Here is a 26519-nt window from a genome sequence, read left to right on the forward strand (position 1 = left end):
TAGTCATGAAGTAGATTTTCTCGCCAACTAAATGGGCTTACCAAAAATCGTCAGCAGAACTGAACCGAGAAGATAGTAATGCCCCAAACACTCGAAACCTGCCTGTGCACCCAATTGCTCTCGCCGCTGAGGGCTGTAACAGCGAATACCGCCGGGAGAAAACCCGAATAAGCGATCGCCCATTTCTTCTCTAACAGTATGGTCAGCTAGGTAGAAACGTCCACCGGGACGCAGCACCCGATTCACTTCCAAAACAACTTGTTGAGGATTGGGGTAATGCAGAAAGCTGATGGTATTAAACACAGCATCAAATTCACCTTCTGCAAAGGGCATTGATTCCGCATTACCCTGTCGATAAGTGAGTCGAGTTCCATACGGGTTGCGCTGTTGGGCTTGACGCAGCATTTCTGTTGATAAGTCTAACCCCGTACCTTGAAGGCTGGGAAATTGGGTGGCGAGGCGATGCAGCAGACGACCTGTACCACAACCGAGATCGAGGACATGGGGTTGATGGGGTAATTCAACGTATTCTAACATTCGTTTGTGGACAGCCTGGTAAAATATCGTCGTGAACAGGCAGTCGTAGTTGGGTGCCCAGCGATCAAAGAATTTTTGCTTGTTGTGGAAAACATGACTAGTCATGGGGATGGTAGGCGGGAATTTTGACGACGGAGTATGCTGAACACCAGAAATAAGATTAGGGCGATCGCTAATCCTGCGGCTGTTGTGGCAATCAGAAAGATGTTAGCCTGACGCACGGCAATCGCTACGAAAGCCCAAACAAAAACCAAGACAAAAGCGATATCTCTGTGCCCCATTGTAACGATAGCGGCGATCGCTCCACCGGCAACTAATGCGATCGCTGTCCACAGTTGCGAGTCAATTCCCCAACCGTTCCACCCTAGGCTGTAGAGTGTTAATGCCACATTGACGATAGTCGCCACACTAATCCAAGCCAGATAAATACTCAAAGGAATGTGAATCAACCACTTCTCTAATCTTGAAACTCGGTTTGTGCCAATCCCCAGCCGCCGATAAACCCCAAGCAACGGCAGCAAAATTCCTAGCATCGCCAGCAGTGAGAGAGTGAACCATTGGTACTGGAAGACGAACACCCAGGCAATTTGAGCCAAGCAAGCCACTACCAAAAGATACCCCATTCGCCGCAGACTAGGGTTTTGTGCTTGGGCAGGCAGTACCTGATAAACACCGAAGCTGAGCAAACCTAGATAAATCAGTCCCCAAATGGCAAAGGCATAGTTCGCCGGAACAATCAAAACCTCTCTGAAGAAGGTATTGGAAATTGCGCCAATTGTGAGTCCGTTGAGTGGGGCAATATTTGCCCAAACATTAATGCCAAAGGCGGCAAGGATAGCTGCCAGGTTAAGGAACTGTCTGAGTTTGTCTCGGTCTAAGGCTTTAGTAGATTGTTTCATAACTTCAAAAAAATTCCTCGAAAGAAGGCAGAATGCTCTCCCCACTCTCTGGTCTGCTTCTCAATCTCTCAAATTTATGATACTGTTGGTCAATTAATAAGGGGTCTAACCCTCCATGCCTCAATTGGGCATTTGGGCGTTAACTCTGTGCATAGCGATCGCCTAGCAGTTGCCAGTTACGTTAGCGTAGCTAGCGTGTTAGGGCGAACCTCAGATTGACACTCTTGCGATCCGTTAGGCAAGGCAGATGATCGAAAAGTTGGTTTGATGGTCACTGTTTCGGCAAAGACTCCCCCTAGATGTGAGGGCTGAAAATACCCAGGAATCGCCCCAGTACTTAACAATCTTCTTTGTTTGTGGGGTTGTCTTTAACCTATCATCTCTCGCCTCTCAAGTATTGCCCTAGGTATAGGAAAGATAGTCCTAGGTTCCCCAAACTTAGATCAGTACTTTCCTCGATTTTTAACAAATGTTAAAGATTTTTCTGGTTTTTGGCAACCTGAAGACTTGTGTTCAACCATAATAGTTATCTAAAGACTTCAAATCTAAGATAGGGAAACAGCGTATTCAGGGTGTGTCAGGAAGTTGCCACACTGCTCCTGCTACCACAACTAGAAACAGAGCCAACGTTATGAAAAAGGTCTTTTTTTTACTGGGTGAACTAGTGGACGAGGACATCGATTGGATGATCTCAACGGGTCGTCGCGAGGAAGTGCCTGCGGGAACCGTTCTCATCCAAGAAGGTCGGCCCATCGATACACTCCTGATTCTGCTAGAGGGAACGCTGTCTGTGTCTGTTGCCGCCCTAGAAGGCAAGACGATCGCTCGCTTAACCAGTGGTGCGGTTGTGGGCGAAATGTCCTTCGCTGATGCCCGTCCCCCGTCAGCGACGGTTCAGGCGGTAGAAAACTCCTTGATTTTAGCGATTCCCAGAGCGAGTTTGGTCGAAAAATTGAGAGAGGATGAAGGCTTTGCGTCTCGTTTTTATCGGGCGATCGCCATTTTCATGTCCACCCGACTACGGGGTACAGTCAGATATTTGGGTTATGCCAAAGGTCAACTGTTGCAAGACGATAACACCTCAGCCGATGACCTCTCTCCCGAAATGCTCGATAATGTTCCCCTGGCTAAGGCTCGATTTGACTGGCTGCTCAGGCGCTTGAGAAATACGGATTATGCCGCCCTCCCGGAATAAAATCTAAGCCCGACTATAGACTTGTTTCAGGATGGTTAATTAGTTAACAATTTCCATACCATAGTTTGGCTCTTGTGTCAATAAAATGACAATTTTTTGCAGAATAAGTAATTTTGGTCATGACAACGACGAGTGAGTCAAGACCGATTGAAGGTTTTTTAATGAAATACTGCCTCCAATCTGTGTCAAGAGGCAGGAATTAAGGATGCTAGTTATCCTTACCAGATTTAGTATGTTAACTAGTCCTAACGGGGTTTTTATAAGCCCGGATTATCTTTCTTTTCTACCTTGGGCACAATATCAGGACGCTCTTTGTTTTCCCAACCGGGAGGACGCTTCGAGTTGTACCAGGCAATTGAGCCAATGGTTACAGCCGCAATAAAACCTACAACGTACACCAGGGTAAAAGAAACTGGAAAATGGGGAGCCGCCTCGACTCCTACTCCCATTAATAAATGCATCGTTTGTAAACTCCTTATGGTATTTTGGTTATCCTACCAAAACATAGAGAAGCTTCTATCACTCCTGAGTTGGATCTGCCTGATTGAAGAAGAGAGGGAAAGAAAAAGAATGCTTCAAGGCTCTGCCCAAGAGGCTTAACTCACATCCCTATCTAGACTCAGACAGACTCTCCCCCTTTTTAGGGAGGGGGTGACAAACTTTTGCCAGCCGGGTCTAGCTTGATTACTCGGCGGCTGGTGCCGGTGGCTCTGGGGGGGGCGCTGGTGCAACAGGAGCTCTCGACCGAGCAGGTTCTGATACTTTTCTAGACGCTGGAGGAGCTGGAGGAGCCGCTGCTGGTGCGGATTCATACCGGGCGCGGCGGCGTCTAGGCGCGGGAGCTGGTGATGAAGTTGATGGCTCACTCCTCTGGGAAGAGCGCCGCCTTTTGGAGGATGAGCGGGTCGAAGTCGAGTTGCTGGACTCTGTGGCGTTGGAATCTGAGCTTCTAGAGCTTGAGCGCCGAGAACTTGAGCGCCGAGAACTTGAGCGCCGAGAACTTGAGCGCCGAGAACTTGACTCGTTGGAGCTAGTATTTTCCCCAGAGCTTCGCCGACGCCGAGAACTTGACTCAGTGGAGCTAGTATTTTCCCCAGAGCTTCGCCGACGCCGGGAACGTCTTGGCGTTTCTGATTGACTCTCACTGGAGCTTTGAGAGGCCGATTGACTCTCACTGGATCTGCGCCGCCGTCGCCGCCGCCTTGAAGAACTGTCGTCTAAAGAAGTATTCTCGGAAGTATTAGAGCGCGAACTCCCGCTATAACTGTTTTCTGTTCTAGAGCGCCTTCTAGAAGTGCGTTCTGAATTCCTTTCGGAAGCGCTATCAGAATCAGAATCAGAATTAGGAATCGCTTTGGTTATCGCTCGTTTAGGTCTAATGGGTTGGGCTTTAATCGTGGGCTTGCGGTTTTCTAATTGTGTCGGGCGGTCAGGAAATTTTTCAACTTCCATGTCTTTGACCACCTTTTCCATGAACTGATGCCAGGTAGAAGCGGCTGTACTACTCGCGCCAGAGGTGGGTTTGTTGTCATCATTGCCGAGCCAGACACCGGCTACCATCTGGGGAATGTAACCAATAAACCAGAGGTCGCGAGCCTCATCTGAGGTGCCCGTCTTTCCAGCAACCGGGCGATTATCGAGCTGAGCCGAACGGCCGGTACCATCCTTGACGACGTTTCGCAGCATCCAAGTCATGATTGCAGCCGTATCTTGGTCAATCGCCCGCTCACTCTTACTTTTCCCCTCGTAAATGACCTTACCGTGCTGATCGAGAATGCGGTGAATACCATAAGGATTGGTATGCAATCCTTGGGTTGCCAGAGTGCCATAAGCACTGGTGATCTCTAACAGATTCACCTCAGAGGCTCCTAAGGCAAGGGAGTAGGTGGGGTGGAGTGTTGATTCAATCCCCATTTTTTTTGCCACATCAATCGTAGGCTCCCAACCTACATCAATCAGCGTTTTCAATGCGACAACATTAATCGAATGGGTGAAAGCATCTCGGATATTGACCCAACCCCGGAATTTATCCCCATAGTTTTTCGGTGTGTAGCCATCGACGGTATAGGGCGCATCTAGGTAGCCGCGATTGGGAGAAATGCCAGCGGCGACGGCTGTGGCGTAAACAAATGTCTTAAAGGTAGAACCAGGCTGACGCTTGGCCTGAGTGACACGGTTAAATTGTTGATTATAGAAATCCTTGCCTCCCACCATGGCCTTAATCTGACCGGTGCGTGGGTCAATGGCAACCAAAGATGCTTGCTTAAACCCTTGCCAGCGTCCCTCTCGTTTGACGGTTTCTTGAACGGCTTCTTCAGCGGCGTTTTGCCAGTCCACATTTAAAGTGGTTTCAATCGTCAATCCCTGCTGAGCTAATTTCTCTTTGGAAATGTACTTGGGGAGTTCCTGTTGAATGTAGTCAGTAAAGTAATTGGCTTTTCGCTCCAGTCGCTTGGGATTGCTCGGTTTAGTCACCACAGGCGTTGCAATCGCCTCATCCGCTTGCGCTTTTGTGATAAATCCGTTGTTTTGCATCCTTTTTAGGACAGTATCACGGCGCTCTTTGGCGATTTTGGGGTTGCTCAAAGGTGAGTAGTCATTAGGAGCAGCAGGCAATCCGGCAATCATCGCCATTTCGGGCAGGGTCAAATCTTTTACCGATTTACTAAAGTAGACCCAAGCCGCATCCGCAACTCCATAAGCACCTGAACCCAGATAAACTAGGTTTAAATACCGCTCAAGGATAGTGTTTTTGTCAACATTCTTCTCAATTCTTTGCGCCATCAGCATTTCTTTGAGCTTGCGCGCGATGGTTCGCTCCTGATTGAAGTAGACAATTCGGGCAAGCTGCTGGGTGATGGTGCTTCCACCTTCTACGACATCCCCAGCTTGAATGTTAGACAGTAGAGCGCGGAGAATTCCTTGGTAATCGACCCCGTGATGTTTTTCAAAGCGCTGGTCTTCAGTCGCTAGAAAGGCTTGAGTTAAGGTTTTAGGAACGTCGTCAATTTTGATGGTTTCGCGGGTGGCTGGCCCAATTTGCTGGAGAATTTCACCCTTTTCTGCTTTGATCGTAATCGTGTCATCTCGGACATAGGTCAAGAGATCGGCAGTGGAATCCGGAAGACTGTTCTCTAGAACTACCCACCCGACACCCAACGCGATCGCACCACCTCCAGCACTGATTCCCAACCAAAACCAAGGGCGACGATGTAGCTTTCTCGGTCCTGTGAACTGCTCAATGACTGGCGTCGAAACACGCTTGATGCCGTTGATCGTAACCGTTACACCCTGTTGGCATCGCGTCAATAGCCCATGACTCGATTTCGGTTGCCCTGTCTTTTCTTGTTGCTGATCAGGAGACAGCGATTCCGGCTCGGATTCTGTTGACGCCGATGAATTAATCTGACTTGATAAGTCTTTATGCTTTGGGATGAACTTTGACACTTTAACTCCTCAGTTACACCACAAGCCGCCACAACTTCTTGCTTATTTTAGGGCTTGGGATCAAGATTTGCGAAAAGTCGCGATTGTCTTTTTGATGTAATGTTAAATCCGATGCCCCAGAAGCCTCTATCTAATGAGGGAGCAAGGCTTTCCACACGCTTGGGTTCCCCTAGTTTGGCTGTGCCTTAACTTCTGATCCCCTTGGGTCGCTCAGCACTATTTTCTATTCCCCTGTACAGCAGATAAACAAGAAGCTCCTTTTTTTTCATGGGGGACTATCTCTCCGGTACAACTCTTCCTAACCGTCGTCAACAAAATATCGTGGTCGATGATACATGTCAGGTGAGATTTTATCGGAATTATCTCAAAAATACCATCATATTATTCTAGACAGTGGGAGAGACACCCGATAAATGGACACACAATTCATCAATATTTTGGGGCTAATTGCCGGAACGCTGACAACAATCGCTTTTTTGCCTCAACTGTTCAAAACCTGGAAATCCAAGTCAGCTAAAGATGTTTCTTTAGTCATGATGATTACCTTCTCTGTCGGTATTTTTCTATGGATCATATATGGAATTGCGATTGGAGCGATGCCCATTATTGTGACTAACGCCGTCACCCTGGTTTTGGCGCTAATGATTTTGGTTCTTAAAATTAGATATAGGTGAAACAATTCATTGATAACCTTCATGCAACGCCTGTGACCTCTGCTGTTTTCGCATCTGAACGCCTTCTGTTTACGCCCGCTACCCCTCAAGCGGACGCTATTCCTACCATCTTTGCTTTTCCGAATGAATACAGCGTGGGCATTACCAGCCTGGGTTATCAAGTGGTGTGGGCAACTTTAGCCTCGCGCTCCGACTTGCAAGTCAGCCGCTGGTTCACGGATGTTCATGAACCCCTGCCGGGACAGCCGGAATTACTAGGTTACTCTATATCATGGGAATTAGATTATGTCAATCTATTGAACTCCCTAGAAGGTTTAGGAATCCCGTTGAGGTCGGTTGAGCGAGAGTCTCACCATCCCCTCGTTTTTGGGGGAGGTCCCGTATTGACAGCCAACCCAGAACCCTTTGCAGATTTCTTTGATCTAATTTTGCTAGGGGATGGAGAAATTCTGCTGGGTGAGTTCCTCGAAGCTTACAAAGAAGTTCGCTCCGCTGAAAGAGAAACACAACTAAGGCGTCTAGCGCAGGTACCGGGAATCTATGTTCCCAGCTTGTATGAGGTAACTTACCACCACTCGACAGGCGAAATTCAATCCATTCAACCCGTAGAAGCTGAGATTCCCCCAAGGGTGGAAAAACAGACTTATCGAGGTAATACGCTATCGGCTTCAACTGTGGTAACGGAAAAAGCCGCTTGGGAAAATATCTATATGGTAGAAGTGGTACGCAGTTGCCCAGAGATGTGCCGCTTCTGTTTGGCGAGTTATCTGACGCTGCCCTTTCGGACGCCAAGTGCGACGGATTCTTTGATTCCAGCTATTGACAGGGGATTAGAGGTAACTAAACGGATTGGCTTATTAGGAGCATCGGTAACACAGCATCCTGAGTTTGAAGTATTACTCGATTACCTGTCTCAACCGAGGTATGAGGATGTGCGGCTGAGTATTGCTTCCGTGCGAACCAATACAGTCACACCAAAGTTAGCAGAAACTCTGACTCAACGAGGGACAAACTCCATTACCATCGCGGTGGAAAGTGGTTCAGAACGGCTGCGGCAAATTATTAATAAGAAGCTAACCAACGAGGAAATTATTCAAGCTGCCCTTAATGCCAAAGCGGGTGGATTAAAGAGCCTCAAACTCTATGGAATGGTGGGTGTTCCAGGCGAAGAAATGTCCGACGTGGAACAAACCGTGGCGATGATGAAACAGATCAAAAAAGCTGCTCCCGGTTTACGTTTGACTTTTGGTTGCAGTACCTTTGTTCCGAAAGCCCATACCCCATTTCAATGGTTTGGGGTGAATTCTCAGGCAGAGAAGCGGCTGAAGTTTTTGCAGAAACACCTGAAACCCCAAGGAATCGATTTCCGACCGGAAAGCTATAACTGGTCGGTGATTCAAGCCTTGATATCCAGAGGAGATCGCCGATTATCCCATTTATTAGAACTTACGCGACATTATGGAGACTCTGTAGGCAGTTATCGCCGTGCTTTCAAAGAACTGAGAGGACAATTACCGGAACTGGATTTTTACGTTCATACTAACTGGTCAACGGATAAAGTATTACCTTGGAATCACTTACAGGGGCCACTACCTCAGGGAACGTTACTCAAGCATCGGGATGCGGCAATTTCTCAATTTGAACAACCTCAAGTTGTGGGTATTGGATAACAAAAATCTTCATGAGCTTTTTTGCGCTTTTATTAGTCACCTTCGCGATTCGATTTTCTCAGCAGCTTTGGATGGCGTAGTCTTACCGCCATTCGCCTTGCACCAAAAATGCAGCCCAGTAATAGGGGGCTTTCCATTGCTCGGTTTTCATCATTTCTAGTTGTGCGGCTCTTAGTGCTGCTACGGGATTGACGCCTTTGTCGAGCATTTGTTGGTAGTATTTTGTCATTAAGATGGATGTGGCTGTATCGCTGACGCTCCACAAACTGACGGTGACGCTCTTCGCCCCTGCATACATGAAGCCTCTTGTCAAGCCTACCAACCCTTCTCCTTTCACATCCTTACCGAGTCCGGTTTCGCAGGCACTGAGGACGACGAGTTCGGCAGGGAGGTTGAGGTTGAAGATGTCGTTGAGACGCAGGAAACCATTGGTATCTGCGCCGTTTTCATCGAGTAAGGACAGCACAACTCCGGATAATTCGGGATTGATGGTATTGAGGAGTCCGTGAGTGGCGAGGTGGATGATGCGGTATTGGGAGAGGTCGGGTTTCGTGGCGGTGGTACGATTGGCGGCAAAGTCAAAGGCTGAGAACTGTTGATTGTCTGGGACAAGGGCGAGAATAGCGTCGGCTTCTTTTCGGGTGTATTCTAGGCGTTGCAGGTTGACACCCATCTCTATGGCTGAACGGGTTGCCTCAGTTGACGTGGAACTGGAGGATGAAGAATTCTCCCCTGCTTTCTTCAAGCGGGGGTCATTGGGTTCAAAAACGGGATCAGCGACGGCTACAAGGGTTTTAGGGGCTGGTTTTCGGTCTTTGAGTTCGTTTCGGAGTACGGCGATGGTTGAGGCGGAGGGGAGGGAGACGATTTCGTGATTGACGAGGAGGGGGGTGTAGGAGTTCACGTCCGCCAGGGGTTTAAACCCCTGGCTCATAGCTAAAGTCCTCTGAAGAGGACTGTTTATAGGGGTTTGAGTCGTCTTTAGACGACTTGAGCTATTAGCCGGGAGATTAATTTCCCGGCGGGGTGCCGGGAGAACCGACGCCTGTGTATTCTGAGGAATGGGCAATGCAGCGAAGGGAATAGATTGCAATGCACCATCACCAACGATGAGTAAGCGCTTATTCCCCAATTGATTCATCACCGGTGCCAGTATCATCTGGCTCAATTTCATCCCTTCCTCGATATTCCCGGCTTCAGATTTGAGTTGCTGGTAAAATTTCTGGGCGGCGGTTTCAATTTCTGTGCGTTTGGGGAGTTCGTAGCTGGTGATACTTGTTTTAGTGACTGCCCAGAGGTAGCTGCGTTCTTCGCCGAGTGAGTATTCCAACAGAATGGTGTTGTCATCGAGGACTTGTTGTTGAATCTGTGGCAGGGTGAGGGGTTGGGGATACTTTAAGGCAGCATAATGGGGGCTGTTGATTCGGATTTCTCCTTCGACTTGCTGCAACTGGGTGAGGAGGGTGGCAATTTGTTGTTTGATTTCGTTTAATTGTTTATCAGTGTATTGACCTTTGAGCAGTTGTTCTCGGTTGTATTCGGCGGCGCTGAGTTGCTGCTGTAAGGTTTGTTCTCGTTCTAAAAGTTCGGGGTTGACGCCTTGGCGGATGTTGGCGTTAGCTTCGGTGAGGAGTTCTAACAAAGAGCGAGCACGGGCGCGTTCTGAGGCGTGGAGGGCTAAGGCGTCGTATCCTTTGGAAGGGTTGGTTTTGTGCAACTGCATCAGCAGGTCGATGTAGAACTGGTAATAATCCTGCTTTGAGGCGAAGTATGAGGCACGGAGTTCCTGGCTACCAATTTTAGTGCGGAGGTCTTCGATAATATTGATGGCAGCTTCAATCTGAGTTAAGGCATCGTTGAGATTGCCTTGGCTGCGATCGAGGTAAGCGAAATTGTAGAGGGTAACCGCTTCCTGTGCCTTGTTCGCAGTTGCCCGACTCAAGGGCAAGGATTGGTTGTAGTATTCCAGCGCTTTTTGCTTTTCTCCTAATGCGTGGTAGACTACACCAATGTTACTGAGGGTACGCGCTTCCTGTGCCTTGTTCGCAGTTGCCCGACTCAAAGGCAAGGATTGGTTGTAGTATTCCAGCGCTTTTTGCTTTTCTCCTAATGTGTCGTAGACTACACCGATGTTATTGAGGGTAACCGCTTCCTGTGCCTTGTTCGCAGTTGCCCGACTCAAGGGCAAGGATTGGTTGTAGTATTCCAGTGCTTTTTGCTTTTCTCCTAATGCGTCGTAGGCTCGACCGATGTTATTGAGGGTAACGGCTTCCCCACGCTTGTCCCCAGCCGCCCGTCTCAAAGGTAAGGATTGGTTGTAGTATTCCAGCGCTTTTTGCTTTTCTCCTAAATCGGAGTAGACTCGACCAATGTTATTGAGGGTAACGGCTTCCCCACGCTTGTCCCCAGCCGCCCGTCTCAAGGGTAAGGATTGGTTGTAGTATTCCAGCGCTTTTTGCTTTTCTCCTAAATCGGAGTAGATATAACCAATCTCGTTGAGAATAAGGGATTCTGATTGCCTATCCCCGACAGCACGATACAGGGGTAGCGCTTCTTCAAATTTGGTAATTGCTTGTCGTAGAGATTCTGCTGTTCCTTGATTGATTAGTTGTTCTCCCTCCTGAAAGGCTTGTTCTGCTGCGGCGCGGGTGGCGTCTTGCTCACTACCTGCGGGTTGTTGAGCAATGCTGGAAATTAAGTTTTAGGATGGGTTACCCTTTCGTCTAACCCACCCAATGCTTGTTATCCCATAATAATGAACGGCCTGAAGATTAACCTGCCTTCCGCAACAATGCTCCGGCTTGAATCGCACCCTCCACTGTTGCCACTCCCACTAAACCCTCACGCGATCGCAAAGTTACCTTCCCCTTAAGTGCGATCGCATTAAACACTGTACCCGGTGCAATCGCGCCCATCTCTACCCCACCGAACCACAACTTCGCTTCATTCCCTTTCACCTCCGTCACCACTGCATCTGCTGCCGGATTGGAGGTATTGATGAAATACATCGGTTGCTTTTCATACCCACTTCCCACCTTAATTTCATAACGGGGAGTTTGGTCAAAGATCTTCGGTATCTTAGGCACCACGTAGGCGATCGCACTTTCTGGCGTACTTGTTTGCTGCCAGAGATACCGCGTCAAGTTGTAGGTAAAAGCCCCTGCATAGAAACCATTAAAACGCGCATCTGCTGCCGTTTGATTAGGATTGGTTGCTGCCAAGACAACGCCTTTAGCAACTCCCTCCCGATACCGCCTAATATACTCTTCACGAGACAGATTCAGACGTGACAACTACTTGTCTTGGTACGCTTTTTCTTCCGGAGAAATCTCTACTTTTTCCCCACCCTCTCGCGCACGAACTGTAAACTTTCTAGTAGCAGCACCTGAATAACAACTATCTAAACATCAGTCAAAGATAAATATCTTTGGGATTAAACCCAAAACGGTAAATCAGCAGATTTCGCTGCAATTCGACATCATTCAAACATCCATCTAAGGGAGAAAATGAATACTGATTGATGCCAACGAGTAAGGCAAGTTTGCGAGGAGTACTTTGTGCTAAAACCTTTCCATAGCGATCGCCTTGTCGTTGAATGTTAAGCTGACTTAATCCTAAGCTTGCTAGCGTAGACCCAGCAAATTGAAAAAACTGACGGCGAGAAATACGGTTCATGACAAGCCTATTTCTGAATTTCTTCTTAACATCATTTTTAATTTTTAACTTTGAATTTAAAAGTGGTCAACTTGGCTCCGAGATTGGTAGGCTGGAAATAGTCCTCAGGGGCTTTATATGATTCAGGAGAGTAGGACTTGAAGTATCAGAATTCACAAAATTGGCAAGCTTTATTGGGGGGGATTTTAGCCGCAGCCTTGATTCTCCTCAGTTTTAGTTCCTTTGTCATTATCAACCCAGGACAGGCAGGAGTCTTGAGTATCTTGGGGAAAGCGAGAGATGGAGCGTTACTAGAGGGCATTCATCTGAAACCACCCCTGATTTCAGCGGTAGATATTTATGATGTAACGGTGCAAAAGTTTGAAGTTCCGGCGCAAAGCTCCACCAAGGATCTTCAGGATTTATCCGCTAGCTTCGCTATCAACTTCCGCCTCGATCCAACCCAAGTGGTTGAGGTGAGAAGAAAACAAGGCACGTTACAGAATATCGTGTCAAAAATTATTGCACCCCAAACTCAGGAATCCTTCAAAATTGCAGCCGCTAGGAGAACCGTTGAAGAAGCGATTACCAAACGGGATGAATTAAAGCGAGACTTTGATCTGGCTTTAGGTGAACGCTTAGACAAGTACGGAATTATCATACTGGATACCAGTGTCGTTGACCTCGCGTTCTCCCCGGAGTTCTCCAAGGCGGTTGAGGAGAAACAAATCGCTGAACAACGAGCGCAAAGAGCTGTCTATGTAGCGCAGGAAGCTGAGCAAGAAGCGCAGGCAGACATTAATCGCGCCAAGGGTAGAGCGGAAGCGCAAAGATTGTTGGCTGAAACCCTCAGAGCACAAGGAGGACAACTCGTCCTTCAGAAAGAAGCCATTGAAGCTTGGAGGCAGGGAGGTGCTCAGATGCCCAAAGTTCTGGTGATGGGTAGTGATTCTAAGAGTAGTGTCCCATTCCTATTCAACGTCGGTAATATTCAGGATGAGGCGACTCGTTAGAGCGGGTAGCTGTGCCAGTGCGCTCCTTATAACACCTCCTTACCCCATTGTTTCTGGCAACACAGCAGGCTGAAAAGAACAAGCGATCGCGAGTTTCGCATGTTGTACAAGGGTATCTTGGTCGAGAGCATGAACGGAATACTGAGGCGTTCCATTTAAGAGCTTTTCTATTCGCGTCTTAGCCGCTTCGATTACAGATTCATCAAGGCTACCATTGCTCAGAGAATCAGCAAAATCTTGCGCGATCGCATAAGTGCGTTCAATCGATGAGGAGGGCAGGTTGCGGGATACAATCAACAGATCGCAACCTGCCTGAAATGCCTGTGCCACGGTGCCACTTTGGGTCAACCGCTCTGAGATAGCCTTCATATCCAAGTCATCAGATACCACAACTCCCTCAAAACCAAGCTCTTTGCGGAGTAAGGTTTGTAAGATCGTCGGTGAGAGTGTCGCTGGTACATCTGGATCGATTTGGGGAAACAGAATGTGTGCCGTCATTATGAAGGGAATCTGCTCGTTGATGAGTGATTGGAAGGGAATAAGTTCACGCGATCGCAATTCTTCTACAGTTAAATTCAGGATTGGCAACTCTAGGTGAGAGTCCTGGCTAGTGTCTCCATGTCCGGGAAAATGCTTACCACATCCTAGAATTCCAGATTCCCGGAGTCCAAGGTAGTAGTCGCGGGCACCTTGTGTAGCAGTTTGCGGAGTAATCCCAAAGGCACGAGGCCCAATAATGGGGTTAAGGGGGTTAGAAAAAATATCGGCGACTGGTGACCAAGATACATTAATTCCCAGTGACTTCAATTCTAATCCCGTTGCCTGTGCAACCTCACGAGCGAGTTCTCCCAACAAATAAGCATGTGGAAATCGGGTAATCGGTAGAGGTGTGCGAACCACAGTACCCCCCTCATGATCGAGAGTCATAAACATGGATTCGCGTTCGCTATATTGTCGGACTTGATCGCTGAGTTCCTTAAAGGTTTGCAACCAAACTTCATAGGGTTTGCCCATTTGAAAGTTCTTGCCAAAGAAAATCACTCCAACGGGTTTCAATTCGCTGAGTACACGCTTATCGTCATCATTTAAAGTAGTACCCGAAAGACCTAAAATCAGGTGATGTCCAAAGCGCTGAAGTTCTTGAAATGCTGGCATAAAATTTAATCAATAGTTTTTATAAAATTGAGTACGGTTCAGCAAAAACTAAGTCCTAATGGCAAAGTTCCGGGGACTGAAACGGCTCCCCATACTGGCGATACCAAGCTTGAAGGGCTAACTGATGAATCTCTCGCCATGAGCAATGATTGAATCGGGCGACCCTAGCACAATCTTCGTATTCCGGTTGTACGTTAGTAATTCTTTTTTCAGGAGAGCTATTGCTCCAAGCCACTTTGACTCGTATTTCTCCATACTTCGTCTGCACCTGTTGGATTTCTCTGGATAAAATTGTTCGTTGTTGGGTGAGGCGTCGGATTCCCAAGGTTGTGGTTTCGTGGAATAAGACCGCTTCACAAGCCTCGATATCTTGAGGATGGCAAATGACTGTGAGCAAAATCCCAGGACGAGATTTTTTCATGCCAATGGCCTGAGTAAAAACATCCACAGCACCCGCCTTAAATAGCGTCTCAAATACATAACCAATGGCTTGAGGGCTAAGGTCATCAATTTGAGTTTCTAACACTGAGATAGTTTCTAAGTTAGAAGCTTGAATGTTTTTGGGGATTGAAAGTTGCTGGTTTTGTGGAGTTGAAATTTGATGATTCTGAGATTCAGCTTTCAACGTTCCAACTGTTAATGCTTGTGATGATTCCCCAATCCACAGGCGCAAAATATTGGGAATCGGTAACTGGATGGAACCCGCACCAAGGCCAACTTTTTGGATGGTCATTGCAGGCACAGAACCAAAGCCAGTGGCGAGGGTAACGGTAAGGGCGGCTCCCGTTGGCGTTACCAACTCGCGATTGATACCATTACTGTAAACAGGCACCTGACCGGATTCCCACAACTTCAGTACGGCGGGTACCGGCACGGGTAAGCGACCATGAGCGGCCTGAACTGTACCGCCTCCAGTGGGGAGAGCCGAACAGTAAAGTTGGTCAATTCCTAACCAATCTAACCCCAAGCAGCTACCCACAATGTCTACAATGGCATCAGTGGCTCCCACTTCATGGAAGTGGATTTGATCGGGTGCAATGCCATGTACCGCGCCTTCGGCCTCTGCTAGGTTGCGGAAGACAGCCAGACTCCATTCTGAGACTCGTGGCGGTAACTGGGCCGCTAAGATTAATTGCTCAATTTCCGGCAGATGCCGTGTTGGGGCATACTGAGGGGGGTAATGAAGATGAGGAAGGTGAGGCTCTAATCCTGAGGTGCAACTTGAGCCATGGTTATGCCCATGTTCGTGTTCATGGGGGTGCTGGTGTTCCTGATCAGGGTCGTGATGATTGTCTACTGACGTTAGCAAATCTACATGAACTTTTGTTGCTAACTGTCCATTGCGGTGAACCCTTTCTGCTCGTAACCGATACTCCGATTCAATCCCCAGACCTTTGAGCTTTTCCGTCAAATATTCCAACGGCACACCTGCTGCCACAACAGCTCCTAGGCACATATCGCCAGAAATTCCAGTCGGACAATCTAGGTACGCTAGTTTGCTCATAGAGTTTTGCTTATGGAATGGTCAATTAGCTCGTCATTCATGAATCGTAACTTTTATTCATGTCTCGTAACTTTTATGATTTGACGGTTGAGAGAAAAATTTTTAATGGCTACTATCTATACTGTCCATCCGGAAAATCCCCAAATACGACGAATAGAGGAAATTAAGGAGGCTCTGCAAAATGGTGCTGTGATGCTGTACCCCACGGACACCGTTTATGCGATTGGTTGCGACCTGAATGTCAAGTCAGCAGTAGAACGTGTGAGGCGTCTGAAGCAATTATCTAATGATAAGCCCCTGACGTTTCTGTGTTCTTCTCTCTCAGATATTGCCCAGTATGCCTGGGTAAGTGACTCATCTTACCGTATTATGAAAAGTCTAATTCCTGGGCCCTATACTTTCTTGCTCCCGGCAACGAAGTTAGTGCCCCGGTTGGTGATGAATCCCAAACGAAGAACCAGCGGTATCCGTGTCCCTGATCATCCAGTCTGCCAAGCACTACTGAGGGCGTTAGGAAATCCGATTATTTCCACCTCGGCGCATCTAGCGGATGAGAATGGCAAAACCCCAGCCGTCAATTTGGAACAAGCAAGACTATTCGACGAGTTTGATACTTTGGTGGATATCATCGTAGATGATGGCAACAAGCCAGGGTTTCAAGTGTCTACCATTGTGGACATGATCGGTGAGGAACCCGTCATCGTGCGGAAAGGTCTGGGATGGGAAGCTGCAACAAGTTGGGCATCTCTGGTTAGCTAATCGAGGGTGTAAGGGCACTGAATTCACAATTTGAGATTTTGGATTTTGGAGGATGAAGAACCGGATGCGGCGACAAGCGCGTCGATTCTTCTGATTAGAACTGGCGCAAACCCTAAAACGGGTCAATCTTTAAGCCCCGTCCACGGTTGAAAGCAGTACTCTCTGGAATCCAAAACCTAAAATTGGTCACTCTGAGTGCCCGAAACAAAGTCAGAAGTTCTCGTTTTCACACTCTTCCTCTGTTCGCCGAAACGTAGACTTCAATCGGGGGGTAGGGGATTACGAAGGCGAAGAACTCAATTGATCCACTTGTTGAGGTGTCACTGGGACAAACAGCTAGGGGTTTTCGGATGAAATCGGTTCAATGCATTGACATCAAAAGGTTACAGCGTTTTCCATGTCATTCAGCCACGCTCTTAGTAGCAGGCAAAATATAGTGCTGTGGGAGTTCTGGCACTAATACACAATTCGAGTTCAGGGTAGCAGCCTACATTCAAAGTGTGAAGAGCCACACAAAGGGAGCATCGCAGCAACCACCTCGCCAAACCCTCCCTCTGTTGAGTCTCGCCGCAGTTCATCAATTAAAGTCTCTAGGGGCAATACCATGAACGTCAAAACAGCTAATTCTATCCATCAATCTTCCCAAAGCCACTTCCACGCTCCGGAAATTCTCCAAGGAACTGAATCTCAAGCTCTCCAGGAGATGTTACTGGAGGAAATGCGCTCAAGCCTCAAGAGCCGTGATTTGGTATCGCACACTGGATTAGACTCTCGCCGCACTCACTCCGTGGTCAACCGGATTGTGCAAGAGGTGGAACGGATTTGCCGCAAGAGCGATCGCATTCAATCTTCCGGTGAAATCCGTTCCTGGCAGCTGACACTGGCACGTCATCGGCTACAGAAGTGTCTATCATACTACAAACTCGGTTCAAAGCAAGGTCGTGTCGAATTACATAGCCACTTGAGTGTGATGATTTATCGCCATGTCGCATCCTCTCAAGCCCAGCTCAGTTTTTCCGCTCGGTACACCTTAATTGAGGACTTCTTGCAAGACTTTTATGCAGAGTCCCTCAAAGCTTTCCGGCGGGAAAATGAGGTAGAGGCTGACTACACCCCTCGCACCCAGATGGAACTTGCCGAGTACATGGCGTTTACCGAACAGTACGCCAAGCGGCGCATCCAATTGCCTAACCGCAATAACCAGCAACTGATTGTACTCAGAGCGCAGAGTTTTGCTAAACGGCAACCGAGCGAAACGCCCCTGGATATCGAACAGGCGGTGGAGTTTGCCAAGGGAGAGGAAGCACAGGAGCACAGCCGCTCTCCTGCCATGCAGCAGGTCAGATTGCGCCTCGTGTCTGAAACCGTTGACCCCAGTGAAGCCGTATTGCGCGATCGCGTTGTTGCCGAACTGGTGCAATATCTCGAAGCTCAGGGTCACTCCGACTGTGCGGATTACTTAGTCTTAAAATTGCAAGACTTGGCAGCACCAGATATCGACGAAATTCTGGGTTTAACGCCCAGAGAGCGGGACTACCTGCAACAGCGATTTAAGTACCATGTCGAGAAATTCTCTCGCTCCTCCCATTGGAAGCTGGTACACCAATGGTTAGGGGCAGACCTTGACCAAAAGCTGGGCATGTCCTCTGAGCGTTGGGACGCTTTTGTCGGGCAACTCGACGAGCAACAGCAGCAGTTGTTGTCACTCAAACAGGGGCAAAAAACCGATAAAGAGATTGCCAAAGTTCTAGGTTGTACACCCAAGCAGGTACAAAAACGTTGGACAGCTTTGCTGGAAGTCGCTTGGAAGACTCGGAATTCATCTGGTAAGAGTGAGGAATAACGAGTGAGCAAGAATCAGTTCCTGGTTAAGAGTTGACGCTGATCAATTAAAGGGGTTAGACTTTCAGCTCTTAACTCTTGCTTACTCTGGTATCCAGTGAAACGAAAAGCATTACCTTCATAACAGAATTTCTGCTCAAGCCACTTCCACAATTATTAAGTCTCAGTCATTTAAAGCTTCAAGCCCTAACTTAGAGAGCCTTTGGCAATATCTATGGCAGTAAAAAAATGACGATTTGGCAACACATCTAGGGTTTCTACTGCTCATCAACGCCGAAAGTCAATTATGACTAAGTTTTGCTAAGGTTAGGTTAACAATTAAAAATATTTATCGCTTACCTGATCTAGGCTGACAATCTCTCTCGATTGAAGGTAGTATCTCGTCAATTATTCAATCTATCCAACAACCAGCAGGCAGTTATGGTGGTCAACATTGATCAAGCTTTAGCTTCACCCCAACTAACAGGACAAGATGTACCAGCGCTCAGGCAAGTCTGGGAAACCATTGGGCCAGATAGTTGTCCTTGTTCCTACAACTTTCACATGCACACTATCTATTCCGATGGTCAACTCAAGCCAGAAGATTTGATCAAGCAGGCGATCGCTATTGGTATCAAAGGACTGGCAATTACCGACCACCACACGATTGGGGGCTACCTCGTCGCTCAAGGCTGGCTGGAATACTTGCATAAACAATCCCCTCCTGTCACACCCTATCCTTACCTTTGGACGGGTGTTGAAATTACAGCGAGCCTACTCGGCACTGATGTTCATATCCTCGGCTATGCCTTCGATCCCAAACATCCCGCTATAGAGTCTTATCTCCAAGGCGAAGCACCTCGACATCGCGAAGCTCAGGCGGCAGTGGTGATTGCTGCAATTCAGCAGGCTGGCGGTTTAGCTGTTTTGGCTCATCCAGCACGCTACCGACGCCCAGCGACAGAGTTAATTTCCGCCGTAGTGCATTTAGGCATAGATGGCGTCGAAACATATTACGCCTACGCCAACCCAAACCCCTGGCAAACCAGCCCCATGCAAACGCAGCAAGTAAAACAGTTGAGTGAGGCTTACAATCTGCTGAATACTTGCGGTACGGATACTCACGGAATGAATTTACTGCGGCGACTTTGACCGAAATGACTGAGATTCAAGCTCCGTAACTATTGCTTTGCTGCCCATCCGAGAACGGCTTTGATTTTTGATGTACTGCTTCAACTCTCAAAAATCAAAGGTTAAATACAATTACTCAAACCTATTTGAAACAACTAACTGAGCGAGAGTCGCTTCCATGACGGCAGTGGTTTGACCCGAAACAGTAAAAACCAATGCCTCAAGATAGACTCGCTGTGCTGCATGATATCGGTAATTCGCTGCACCGCTAGAAACCGTAACCGCCGCACTCGCACAGCGTTGCGCTAGATTAATCGCCCATGCTCGCAGTTGCAGGCGCTCTTCCCACGTCTGGGAATCGGGTGGTAACGTCTGCATCATTGCAGACTGACAGCGGGTAAGTTCTGCATCGAGAGCATCAAACGCTTGCTTGATCAAGGGAAGTTGTTTCGTCTGGTAAGCCGCTTCAACAATATCAAGTCCTGCTCTGGCACAGCCCAAGGAATAAAAACCGTGATGCAGAACATTCTTTTGATCGTTCTCGTGAATGGCTCCTATAGGTTTGATAAAGATGACACGCTCTTGGGGTAAAAACCAATGGGTGAGTGTTGCCGTAACGGTATTGGTTGAGGACATGGCTCCCAATTGCATGGGTTCGCTAAACGCAATCGCACCCCCCGTTTCTTGGACTGTGTCCACAAAGGGCACAACCCCATAAATCGCCCGACCATCCGGAAGGGCTGCACCTACAATAAAATCTTGAAAGAAGCCAAAACCGGTCACCCAAGGCACCTTTCCTGCAAGCTGATACCCGCCTTCTACAACCACGGCTTTCATGATTGGCTCACCTGAACGTCGGAGGTGGGAAAAGCCAATCCCAACTAATATCTCACCCTTGCTCATATAGGGTAGATATTGCTGTTTTAACGCTTCATTTTCGCTGTTAGTGAAGAATCCTGCTGCACTTTGGTGTTGAGTTTGGAGAAAATTTAAAGCGCCCGAATAGCGAGGAACGAGTTGTTGGAAGTGGCGATAGGTGATTTCACTCACTTGTGCACCGCCCCAAACTTTGGGAACCCGTAGCGCGAGTAAGGAGCGATCGCCCATTCCCCGAAGTGCCTCTTTCAACACCTGTGGATTGTCATCAATCTCTGACGCCACGGGTGCAACAGACTCCCGAAGATAAGTCTCAGCAAGATTTAATAACGCTTGCTGATCTTCCTGTTCAATCTGATGAGCAACACCCTGATTCACGGTTGTCGATGACATCTGAGATACCGTTTTGATCTAATCCCTATATCTGAGAACACGACATTGTCGTACCTTCTCCGCCTCTATTGTTTTGTTTATGAAGACTCAGTCCACAACAACCGCAGGCGTTTCTCAAAGCCACCCCGTTCCGTTCGTTTGCGTGTTTGTTCCTTAATCAAGGATTTACGCTCAATCCCATACACTCTTAAAAGTGCATCAATCACTTCTTGTAAATCTGCTAACTCACTAACTAAATTTTCCGAACTCGCCGCTACTGCTTCTTGGGCTTCTTCCAGCAGCTTTTCTCGCAGTGCTTGACTAAACTCCACCTCAGACATCAATACCACTTCGCAGTGGTTCCCTGCTTGGCGAATAATTTCTGGAATGCCGTCTCGCACAAGCTTATTGTGTTCTTGGCGCATGAAGAAACTAGCTCAAAACTGATAAGGACTAGGTAACAGGTGCGGCAAAAGAGTAGGCCAGAAGGATGAAAGCAACACCCACAACGGCACAAATCACAAGAGGAAGTAACTGGGAGAACAGACGGCTGTGAAAAATTCCAAGCATGTGTAAATCTCAAAGACGAAGTACTGAGTATAAGTTCATGTTGTTCTTAAACACGGCTCATAACCTCTCTCTTTTGTCCCAAATCCGGCGGGAGTTGCCTGTTTCCATAGACTGGGTATATTTACGCATTCACTATAAGTCTAAATCTTTCATGCCTATTTAGGATAGTCTTTGCGCGAATTATTTTAGGCGATCGCTGAGCCAGTCTCGTAAGTTCCAATGATCATCGCTCATGAGTATGGAGGCCAGTTGGGTGGTCTACTGATGATTTTCCCTGTAGGTGCAGGTGAACCATCAAATAATCTGTCACTCGCTACTCTTGAGATTCTATTCATTTTTTTGCTCAGGCATTATGAATTTTTATTTCACTCAATTGATTACTTTTTTTAATGCATCTCCGATCGGGGATTGATTATATTGTCAGTACAGTGTACTTTAATGCGAAAAAAATATTTAAAGTTACGTCTTTATGGCTATCTTCTCAGACGGGTGAACTCAAAACTATGCTTAACATATCAGTCATTTTACCGATTTACAATGAAGCAGACTGCATCAATACAACTTTTGAGTCCGTTTTAAGATACTCTAAAAGTCACCCCTTTTATCAGTTTATTTTTGTAAATGATGGTTCTACAGATGATACCCAAAATATTTTAGAGGAAAACATATCTGAAAAAGCAAAAAATCATCATATATCTTTAATTTCTTATGAGCAAAATCAAGGTAAAGGATATGCCATAAAAAAAGGAGTGGAATCGAGTGTTGGAAATTATGTCTGCTTTATAGATAGTGATTTAGCTTATTCTTTATCTCATTTAGATTTATTGGTTAATCAATTAGAATTATTTGATGTTGTGATTGGTTGTAGAAGCCTGAACAATGAGAATTTGAAACGAGTCAAACCCATAAGATTTTTGGCAGGTAAGTTATTTAATTTAATGACTCAAAGCATACTATCACTCAAATTTAGTGATGTTCAGGCTGGCTTAAAAGGGTTTAGAAGAGATGTGGCACAGGCTTTATTCGAGAAACAAACTATAAAAAGATTTTGCTTTGATGTTGAGTTAATTTACTTAGCTCAAAAGATTGGATATACCATTGGTGAGATTCCGGCGCTTGTTTCTGTTGCTCATTTAAACAAAATATCAAAAGTGAATCTAATTAGAGATTCCGGTAGAATGCTCCAGAGCCTCATTAAAATTAAAATGAATGATATTTTGGGTTTATATGACAAAGCCTATATTGTTGAGTTTTGATATCGAAGAATTTGATATTCCGGAAGAATATGGAGAAAAAGTTGATGAGAAGAAGCAGTTTGATGTTTCTTTGCAAGGATTAAAAGCTGTGCTGTCGTTGATTGATGCCTTAGAGATAAAAGCGACGTTCTTTGTGACAGCGAATTTTGCAATTCATCATGAAGCGATAATACGAGAAATTTCCCAAAAACATGAAATTGCTTCTCATGGATTCTACCATTCGTCCTTCAGCTTGGAAGATTTAGAAAAATCTCGAAGAACTTTAGAACAAATTACGAATAGTCGTGTTACAGGATTTAGAATGCCTCGGCTGATGGAGATTGATGAGCAAGCCCTGCACACAGCAGGTTATCAATATAACTCGTCTATGAATCCCACCTATATTCCAGGAAGATATAATAATTTTTTCAAACAGAGGACAGCTTATTACTCCCATGAGATATGGAATATTCCAGTTTCTGTAACCCCCAAGATTCGATTTCCGCTGTTTTGGTTGAGCTTTAAAAACTTCCCTTTATTATGGATGCAAATTGCTACTCAGAGAACTCTTCAGCATGATTCTTACCTGTGTATCTATTTTCATCCATGGGAGTTTACGGATATTCAGGATTTTCACCTCCCCAATTTTATTAAAAGACGCTCTGGTCAGGGCATGATTGACCGACTAAGAAAGTATTTGAGCTGGCTCCAAAAACAGGGAAAATTTATGACTTTTTCAGATTTTATTCATTCGCGAAATTATAGATAGTTGATAGTTATTTATGTAGATAGACAGGTTTGTCTTTAATTTTGCCTGCCAGCGGCCTAACTTTTGCTATTATTTCCATTAACGCTTTATACTCAGGAACCCTGCTGTTGGTTAAGTAGCCGGCTGCTTGGATGGTGTTTTGAGAGGCAGAGGCTAGCGTCTTACGAATTCGCTCTTGTTGGTAGAGTTCTACCATCGGTCCGACAATAATCGCACCCGGAGGAACCGAACTGGAATGAATCACTCGATAATTCGTCTGCTTGAAGTTTTGGCGGTAACGTTCCAAATCAGCTAAAGATAAAGCCCCTGCGGCTACCTCTTTCTTATCAATCCATTCCAGAATGGTTTTGGGTGTGGGAGCAATCCGTACCCCGGCTAAAGTGAGACCATAGAGATTGTAGAGGGGTAAAGAATAGCCCGTAGCCGAACCCGGTTGACCTAATGCCATCGTTTGGTTCTTAAGGTCTGTTAATTTTTTAAAAGGGCTTTCCTCGCGTACCACAATTAGCGATCGCATCTTTTCCACTCCTTCTAGAGGAAAAAGTGGCGAATACTGTTCCTCAAAAATCGCGATGGCGGCTAAACCGGGAGGCGCGAAGACTAACGACCAATTTTTTCGTTTAATTTGTTCAAGTGCCTTGATTTCGTTGTACGCCGGTTCCAACTCTATAATCGTCTTGAGTTGAGCTTGTAAGTAGTCAACAAGCGGTGAGTATTGCTCAATGGAGCGATCATCTTCACCGTAACTCACTACCCCCATGCTTAATTTCCCTAGTTTAGACGTTTCTGCTGTTTTACAAGCTGTCAGGAGGAGTACTATCTGCCACAGGAAGAGACGGCGTGAAAACATAGTTAAAGAATCAGGAAATTTAACTCTTAAGCTTTTACTGTATAACAGAGTCATCAGGTAGTTATTTTACTATTGTTTAGGTAAAATATTTGTTCCAAAAAATCTCCAGTTTTCGCTATAAGGAGGCTTCCGATGTTCAAAAACCTCAAGTTAGGGACTAAACTCAATTTACTCTTGCTACTCATTTTCTTAGGTGTGGTTGGCATCAGTGGTTTAGCGTTGTCTAAAATTTTAGGGGATAATGCGAAAGAAAAAGTGGCTTCACAGGCTTTTCTCTTGCTCGAAACCATGAGTTCTGTCCGTGACTATACAGCGGATCAAATTAATCCTGAATTAGCGCCTCGCTTAGAAAAAGAAGATTGGTTTTTACCACAAACGGTACCCGCCTATTCAGCCCGTGAAGTTTTTGAAAAGTTGCGTAAACGTGAGCAATACAGTAACTTTTTCTATAAAGAAGCGACTTTAAATCCGACGAACCCAAGAGATAAAGCTGACCCTTTTGAAACCACTGTCGTTGAGAAATTTCGCAAGCAATCAGAACTGAAAGAAGTAACGGGATTTCGTTCTCTTCCGAGTGGAGAAATCTTTTATGTTGCTCGTCCGCTGGTGATTTCTGAGCAAAGCTGCCTACGTTGCCATAGCACTCCCGAACAGGCTCCTAAAAGTCAAATTGCGACTTACGGTCGTGATAATGGTTTTGGTTGGAAACTTAATGAAATTATTGGAGCCAAAGTGATATCAGTACCCGCTAGTGCTGTTTTTAATGAAGCTCGGCGTTTACAAGTCTTGGTTATTGGCAGCCTCAGTGTTTTCTTTCTGCTAGCCATGATTATTATTAATCTATTTCTCAAATTTGCGGTTACTAACCCCCTGAAGCGGATGGCTCACTTGTCGAAACAAGTCAGTACTGGCGACATGAAGGGAGAATTTGAACACCCAGCTCATGATGAAATTGGTATACTAGCCGCCTCTCTGAATCGGATGAAAGTCAGTTTAGAAATGGCCATGAATATGTTGAATACAGACATACAAGAGTGAGGGGATATGCTCTTGTGAACCACTCGCCCTCACTTTCAGTTTCAGGTGAGTAACCGACGCTGAAATTCTTGGGAATGCTTCGAGTTGGGAATTTTCTTAGCTAACGCTTCTATAAATTGATTGGCGGACATTCCGGGATTTTGAGCCAGTGTGCGCTGACAGATAATTGCAGCCATGGGGCCAATATATTCCGCGAGTTCTTGTTGACAATGACGGATAAAATTAGGATCGAGTGCGGGCGCTGTCGTAGGAATTGATGAGTGACTCGGATTGGCACGCGGCGGGGATACTGGGGGGATTTGGGGTGGTGGGGTGAGGGGTGTCTTTGGGGGAGAGGAGGAAGGTTTGTAGGGTCTCAGTTCTTCGGTCTGCTCTGCCAATGCCTGTATAGGCAGCGTCTGTTGGAAGTAAATCTGAGGTACAGGCTTTGGCAAAGAATTTTGGGGTATATAGGTATCACTGCTAATCTGTTCGAGTTGTTGCAAAATGTCGGCGGCTGTTTGAGGACGCTGATGGGGAAAACGTGCCATCATGTGATCCAACAGGTCTGCCAGTTGGGGAGAAGCCAAGGGAGCCGCTTCACGCCAGCGCAGCTCGTCGGCATAGGAGTCATACAGTTTACTAGGGTCTTTGCTACTGAGCAGATAAATAAATGTGCGTGCCAAAGCAAAGAAATCGGATTGGGGTACTGCTTGACCATTGAATTGCTCTGGAGGTGTATAACCGGCAGAAATCACCCCCGTCACCTCACCCGTGGCTTGTTTCGTGACATAGGTCTCCGTCACTTCCCGTGCCGTACCAAAATCAATTAATACAAGGTGTCCATCGGATCGGAGCATAATGTTGGATGGCTTGATATCCCGATGGAAAAAGTTTTGGCTGTGTACCTCCTGTAAGATTGTGACCAGTTGGATCAGCCATTGACGGGCTAATTTATGATCAATCGGACTGCCCCGCTGTCGGATATATTGCTCTAAATTCAACCCCTCAATCTTTTCCATGACCAGACAGTGCAATGGCTCTGGTCTGTTTCGAGGCAAGAAGACGAAGTAGGCATTGGGTTCTACTTTGGGAATGCCATGATGATTGAGTCGCGCTAAGACTTGAGCTTCTCGTTGGAAGAGTTCGACATACTTGGGATGATTATTACTCAGGACTTTCAAGACTTGAAGAGGGCCAGAGCGATCGCTCACTTCATAGGTTTTCCCGAAGCCGCCACTTCCTAGCTGGCGCGTCACCCGATAGCGACCTTCCAACAATAATTCAGAGCTACAACTCTGACAGAACAGTTGGGTGTCGCGATTGTCGGTATTTGAGCAGCTAGGATTAATGCAAAGGCTCATCCGGGTT

Annotated in this window: 23 protein-coding genes; 10 read left to right on the forward strand and 13 right to left on the reverse strand. The window is 46.6% G+C overall.

Annotated elements, in window-relative coordinates; translation table 11 throughout:
* Nucleotides 1-27: 27 nt before the first annotated feature.
* Nucleotides 28-642 (reverse strand): class I SAM-dependent methyltransferase, encoded by a 615-nt coding sequence (locus MIC7113_RS21235; protein ID WP_015184241.1) that lies wholly within the window; start codon nucleotides 640-642, stop codon nucleotides 28-30.
* Nucleotides 639-1436 carry a hypothetical protein gene (locus tag MIC7113_RS21240; RefSeq protein ID WP_015184242.1) on the reverse strand — a complete coding sequence of 266 codons (798 nt, stop codon included), beginning with the start codon at nucleotides 1434-1436 and terminating at the stop codon, nucleotides 639-641. The genes MIC7113_RS21235 and MIC7113_RS21240 overlap by 4 nt, the downstream gene beginning before the upstream one ends.
* Before the next feature lie 631 nt (nucleotides 1437-2067).
* Between MIC7113_RS21240 and MIC7113_RS21245 the strand changes: the two genes are divergently transcribed.
* Entirely contained in the window at nucleotides 2068-2631 is a 564-nt protein-coding gene (locus tag MIC7113_RS21245; RefSeq protein WP_015184243.1) for a cyclic nucleotide-binding domain-containing protein, read from the forward strand.
* Nucleotides 2632-2888: 257 nt separating this feature from the next.
* On the opposite strand, the gene psb35 is transcribed toward MIC7113_RS21245, so the two are convergent.
* The gene (gene psb35 / locus MIC7113_RS21250) at nucleotides 2889-3092 is read right to left on the reverse strand and encodes a photosystem II assembly protein Psb35 (RefSeq protein WP_015184244.1); all 204 of its coding nucleotides are present in this window, start codon (nucleotides 3090-3092) and stop codon (nucleotides 2889-2891) included.
* Between the two features lie 223 nt (nucleotides 3093-3315).
* Nucleotides 3316-6078 (reverse strand): transglycosylase domain-containing protein, encoded by a 2763-nt coding sequence (locus MIC7113_RS21255; RefSeq protein ID WP_015184245.1) that lies wholly within the window; start codon nucleotides 6076-6078, stop codon nucleotides 3316-3318.
* A gap of 413 nt (nucleotides 6079-6491) precedes the next feature.
* On the opposite strand from MIC7113_RS21255, the gene MIC7113_RS21260 reads away from it, so the two are divergent.
* The gene (locus MIC7113_RS21260; protein WP_015184246.1) at nucleotides 6492-6752 is read left to right on the forward strand and encodes a SemiSWEET transporter; all 261 of its coding nucleotides are present in this window, start codon (nucleotides 6492-6494) and stop codon (nucleotides 6750-6752) included.
* A 32-nt stretch (nucleotides 6753-6784) separates the two neighbouring features.
* Entirely contained in the window at nucleotides 6785-8422 is a 1638-nt protein-coding gene (locus MIC7113_RS21265) for a B12-binding domain-containing radical SAM protein (protein WP_041781108.1), read from the forward strand.
* A gap of 82 nt (nucleotides 8423-8504) precedes the next feature.
* On the opposite strand, the gene MIC7113_RS21270 is transcribed toward MIC7113_RS21265, so the two are convergent.
* From MIC7113_RS21270 to MIC7113_RS38220, 3 genes are all read right to left on the reverse strand, one after another.
* Nucleotides 8505-11117 (reverse strand): CHAT domain-containing protein, encoded by a 2613-nt coding sequence (locus tag MIC7113_RS21270; RefSeq protein ID WP_081594674.1) that lies wholly within the window; start codon nucleotides 11115-11117, stop codon nucleotides 8505-8507.
* Between the two features lie 76 nt (nucleotides 11118-11193).
* Nucleotides 11194-11715, reverse strand: coding sequence for a hypothetical protein (locus MIC7113_RS38215; protein WP_051055763.1), 522 nt, complete (start codon nucleotides 11713-11715; stop codon nucleotides 11194-11196).
* A gap of 118 nt (nucleotides 11716-11833) precedes the next feature.
* Nucleotides 11834-12097, reverse strand: coding sequence for a caspase family protein (locus tag MIC7113_RS38220; RefSeq protein WP_051055765.1), 264 nt, complete (start codon nucleotides 12095-12097; stop codon nucleotides 11834-11836).
* Between the two features lie 137 nt (nucleotides 12098-12234).
* Here MIC7113_RS38220 and MIC7113_RS21280 point away from each other — a divergent pair, with 137 nt between their 5' ends.
* Nucleotides 12235-13089 (forward strand): prohibitin family protein, encoded by an 855-nt coding sequence (locus tag MIC7113_RS21280; RefSeq protein WP_015184248.1) that lies wholly within the window; start codon nucleotides 12235-12237, stop codon nucleotides 13087-13089.
* A 39-nt stretch (nucleotides 13090-13128) separates the two neighbouring features.
* On the opposite strand, the gene MIC7113_RS21285 is transcribed toward MIC7113_RS21280, so the two are convergent.
* Together MIC7113_RS21285 and larC are read right to left on the reverse strand one after the other, a co-directional pair.
* Nucleotides 13129-14244 (reverse strand): glycoside hydrolase family 3 N-terminal domain-containing protein, encoded by a 1116-nt coding sequence (locus MIC7113_RS21285; protein WP_015184249.1) that lies wholly within the window; start codon nucleotides 14242-14244, stop codon nucleotides 13129-13131.
* A 55-nt stretch (nucleotides 14245-14299) separates the two neighbouring features.
* The gene (gene larC, locus MIC7113_RS21290) at nucleotides 14300-15748 is read right to left on the reverse strand and encodes a nickel pincer cofactor biosynthesis protein LarC (protein ID WP_015184250.1); all 1449 of its coding nucleotides are present in this window, start codon (nucleotides 15746-15748) and stop codon (nucleotides 14300-14302) included.
* A 105-nt stretch (nucleotides 15749-15853) separates the two neighbouring features.
* Between larC and MIC7113_RS21295 the strand changes: the two genes are divergently transcribed.
* From MIC7113_RS21295 to MIC7113_RS21305, 3 genes are all read left to right on the forward strand, one after another.
* The gene (locus MIC7113_RS21295; protein ID WP_015184251.1) at nucleotides 15854-16507 is read left to right on the forward strand and encodes an L-threonylcarbamoyladenylate synthase; all 654 of its coding nucleotides are present in this window, start codon (nucleotides 15854-15856) and stop codon (nucleotides 16505-16507) included.
* A 604-nt stretch (nucleotides 16508-17111) separates the two neighbouring features.
* Nucleotides 17112-18350 carry a HetZ-related protein gene (locus tag MIC7113_RS21300; RefSeq protein WP_015184252.1) on the forward strand — a complete coding sequence of 413 codons (1239 nt, stop codon included), beginning with the start codon at nucleotides 17112-17114 and terminating at the stop codon, nucleotides 18348-18350.
* A 419-nt stretch (nucleotides 18351-18769) separates the two neighbouring features.
* A complete protein-coding gene (locus MIC7113_RS21305) occupies nucleotides 18770-19480 on the forward strand; it encodes a PHP domain-containing protein (RefSeq protein ID WP_015184253.1) in 711 nt (236 codons plus the stop codon).
* Nucleotides 19481-19591: 111 nt separating this feature from the next.
* Here MIC7113_RS21305 and MIC7113_RS21310 read toward each other — a convergent pair whose 3' ends face one another.
* Together MIC7113_RS21310 and MIC7113_RS21315 are read right to left on the reverse strand one after the other, a co-directional pair.
* The gene (locus MIC7113_RS21310; RefSeq protein WP_015184254.1) at nucleotides 19592-20728 is read right to left on the reverse strand and encodes an acyl-CoA dehydrogenase family protein; all 1137 of its coding nucleotides are present in this window, start codon (nucleotides 20726-20728) and stop codon (nucleotides 19592-19594) included.
* A 77-nt stretch (nucleotides 20729-20805) separates the two neighbouring features.
* Nucleotides 20806-21132, reverse strand: coding sequence for a nucleoside triphosphate pyrophosphohydrolase (locus tag MIC7113_RS21315; RefSeq protein ID WP_015184255.1), 327 nt, complete (start codon nucleotides 21130-21132; stop codon nucleotides 20806-20808).
* Between the two features lie 648 nt (nucleotides 21133-21780).
* Here MIC7113_RS21315 and MIC7113_RS21320 point away from each other — a divergent pair.
* Entirely contained in the window at nucleotides 21781-22533 is a 753-nt protein-coding gene (locus MIC7113_RS21320) for a glycosyltransferase (RefSeq protein WP_041781112.1), read from the forward strand.
* Nucleotides 22505-23281, forward strand: a complete 777-nt coding sequence (locus MIC7113_RS21325) for a polysaccharide deacetylase family protein (RefSeq protein ID WP_015184258.1) — start codon at nucleotides 22505-22507, stop codon at nucleotides 23279-23281. The genes MIC7113_RS21320 and MIC7113_RS21325 overlap by 29 nt, the downstream gene beginning before the upstream one ends.
* 7 nt (nucleotides 23282-23288) lie before the next feature.
* Here the strand turns inward: MIC7113_RS21325 and MIC7113_RS21330 are convergent, their stop codons facing one another.
* Nucleotides 23289-24131, reverse strand: coding sequence for a phosphate/phosphite/phosphonate ABC transporter substrate-binding protein (locus MIC7113_RS21330; RefSeq protein WP_041780161.1), 843 nt, complete (start codon nucleotides 24129-24131; stop codon nucleotides 23289-23291).
* Nucleotides 24132-24263: 132 nt separating this feature from the next.
* Between MIC7113_RS21330 and MIC7113_RS21335 the strand changes: the two genes are divergently transcribed.
* Nucleotides 24264-25169 (forward strand): c-type heme family protein, encoded by a 906-nt coding sequence (locus MIC7113_RS21335; RefSeq protein WP_015184260.1) that lies wholly within the window; start codon nucleotides 24264-24266, stop codon nucleotides 25167-25169.
* Nucleotides 25170-25210: 41 nt separating this feature from the next.
* On the opposite strand, the gene MIC7113_RS21340 is transcribed toward MIC7113_RS21335, so the two are convergent.
* Nucleotides 25211-26512 carry a serine/threonine protein kinase gene (locus tag MIC7113_RS21340; protein ID WP_015184261.1) on the reverse strand — a complete coding sequence of 434 codons (1302 nt, stop codon included), beginning with the start codon at nucleotides 26510-26512 and terminating at the stop codon, nucleotides 25211-25213.
* Nucleotides 26513-26519: the final 7 nt, after the last annotated feature.

The sequence above is a fragment of the Allocoleopsis franciscana PCC 7113 genome, from assembly GCF_000317515.1.
Taxonomy (GTDB): Bacteria; Cyanobacteriota; Cyanobacteriia; order Cyanobacteriales; family Coleofasciculaceae; genus Allocoleopsis; species Allocoleopsis franciscana.

Bases quoted from the DNA above. Each gene is read 5' to 3' on its own strand.
- psb35 (WP_015184244.1), bottom strand. From the start codon at position 3,092: ATGCATTTATTAATGGGAGTAGGAGTCGAGGCGGCTCCCCATTTTCCA.
- MIC7113_RS21305 (WP_015184253.1), top strand. From the start codon at position 18,770: ATGGTGGTCAACATTGATCAAGCTTTAGCTTCACCCCAACTAACAGGA.
- MIC7113_RS21235 (WP_015184241.1), bottom strand. From the start codon at position 642: ATGACTAGTCATGTTTTCCACAACAAGCAAAAATTCTTTGATCGCTGG.
- MIC7113_RS21285 (WP_015184249.1), bottom strand. From the start codon at position 14,244: ATGCCAGCATTTCAAGAACTTCAGCGCTTTGGACATCACCTGATTTTA.
- MIC7113_RS21300 (WP_015184252.1), top strand. From the start codon at position 17,112: ATGAACGTCAAAACAGCTAATTCTATCCATCAATCTTCCCAAAGCCAC.
- MIC7113_RS21320 (WP_041781112.1), top strand. From the start codon at position 21,781: ATGCTTAACATATCAGTCATTTTACCGATTTACAATGAAGCAGACTGC.
- MIC7113_RS21310 (WP_015184254.1), bottom strand. From the start codon at position 20,728: ATGTCATCGACAACCGTGAATCAGGGTGTTGCTCATCAGATTGAACAG.
- MIC7113_RS21340 (WP_015184261.1), bottom strand. From the start codon at position 26,512: ATGAGCCTTTGCATTAATCCTAGCTGCTCAAATACCGACAATCGCGAC.
- MIC7113_RS38220 (WP_051055765.1), bottom strand. From the start codon at position 12,097: ATGAACCGTATTTCTCGCCGTCAGTTTTTTCAATTTGCTGGGTCTACG.
- MIC7113_RS21325 (WP_015184258.1), top strand. From the start codon at position 22,505: ATGACAAAGCCTATATTGTTGAGTTTTGATATCGAAGAATTTGATATT.
- MIC7113_RS21335 (WP_015184260.1), top strand. From the start codon at position 24,264: ATGTTCAAAAACCTCAAGTTAGGGACTAAACTCAATTTACTCTTGCTA.
- MIC7113_RS21245 (WP_015184243.1), top strand. From the start codon at position 2,068: ATGAAAAAGGTCTTTTTTTTACTGGGTGAACTAGTGGACGAGGACATC.
- MIC7113_RS21315 (WP_015184255.1), bottom strand. From the start codon at position 21,132: ATGCGCCAAGAACACAATAAGCTTGTGCGAGACGGCATTCCAGAAATT.
- MIC7113_RS21330 (WP_041780161.1), bottom strand. From the start codon at position 24,131: ATGTTTTCACGCCGTCTCTTCCTGTGGCAGATAGTACTCCTCCTGACA.
- MIC7113_RS21295 (WP_015184251.1), top strand. From the start codon at position 15,854: ATGGCTACTATCTATACTGTCCATCCGGAAAATCCCCAAATACGACGA.
- MIC7113_RS21240 (WP_015184242.1), bottom strand. From the start codon at position 1,436: ATGAAACAATCTACTAAAGCCTTAGACCGAGACAAACTCAGACAGTTC.
- MIC7113_RS21260 (WP_015184246.1), top strand. From the start codon at position 6,492: ATGGACACACAATTCATCAATATTTTGGGGCTAATTGCCGGAACGCTG.
- larC (WP_015184250.1), bottom strand. From the start codon at position 15,748: ATGAGCAAACTAGCGTACCTAGATTGTCCGACTGGAATTTCTGGCGAT.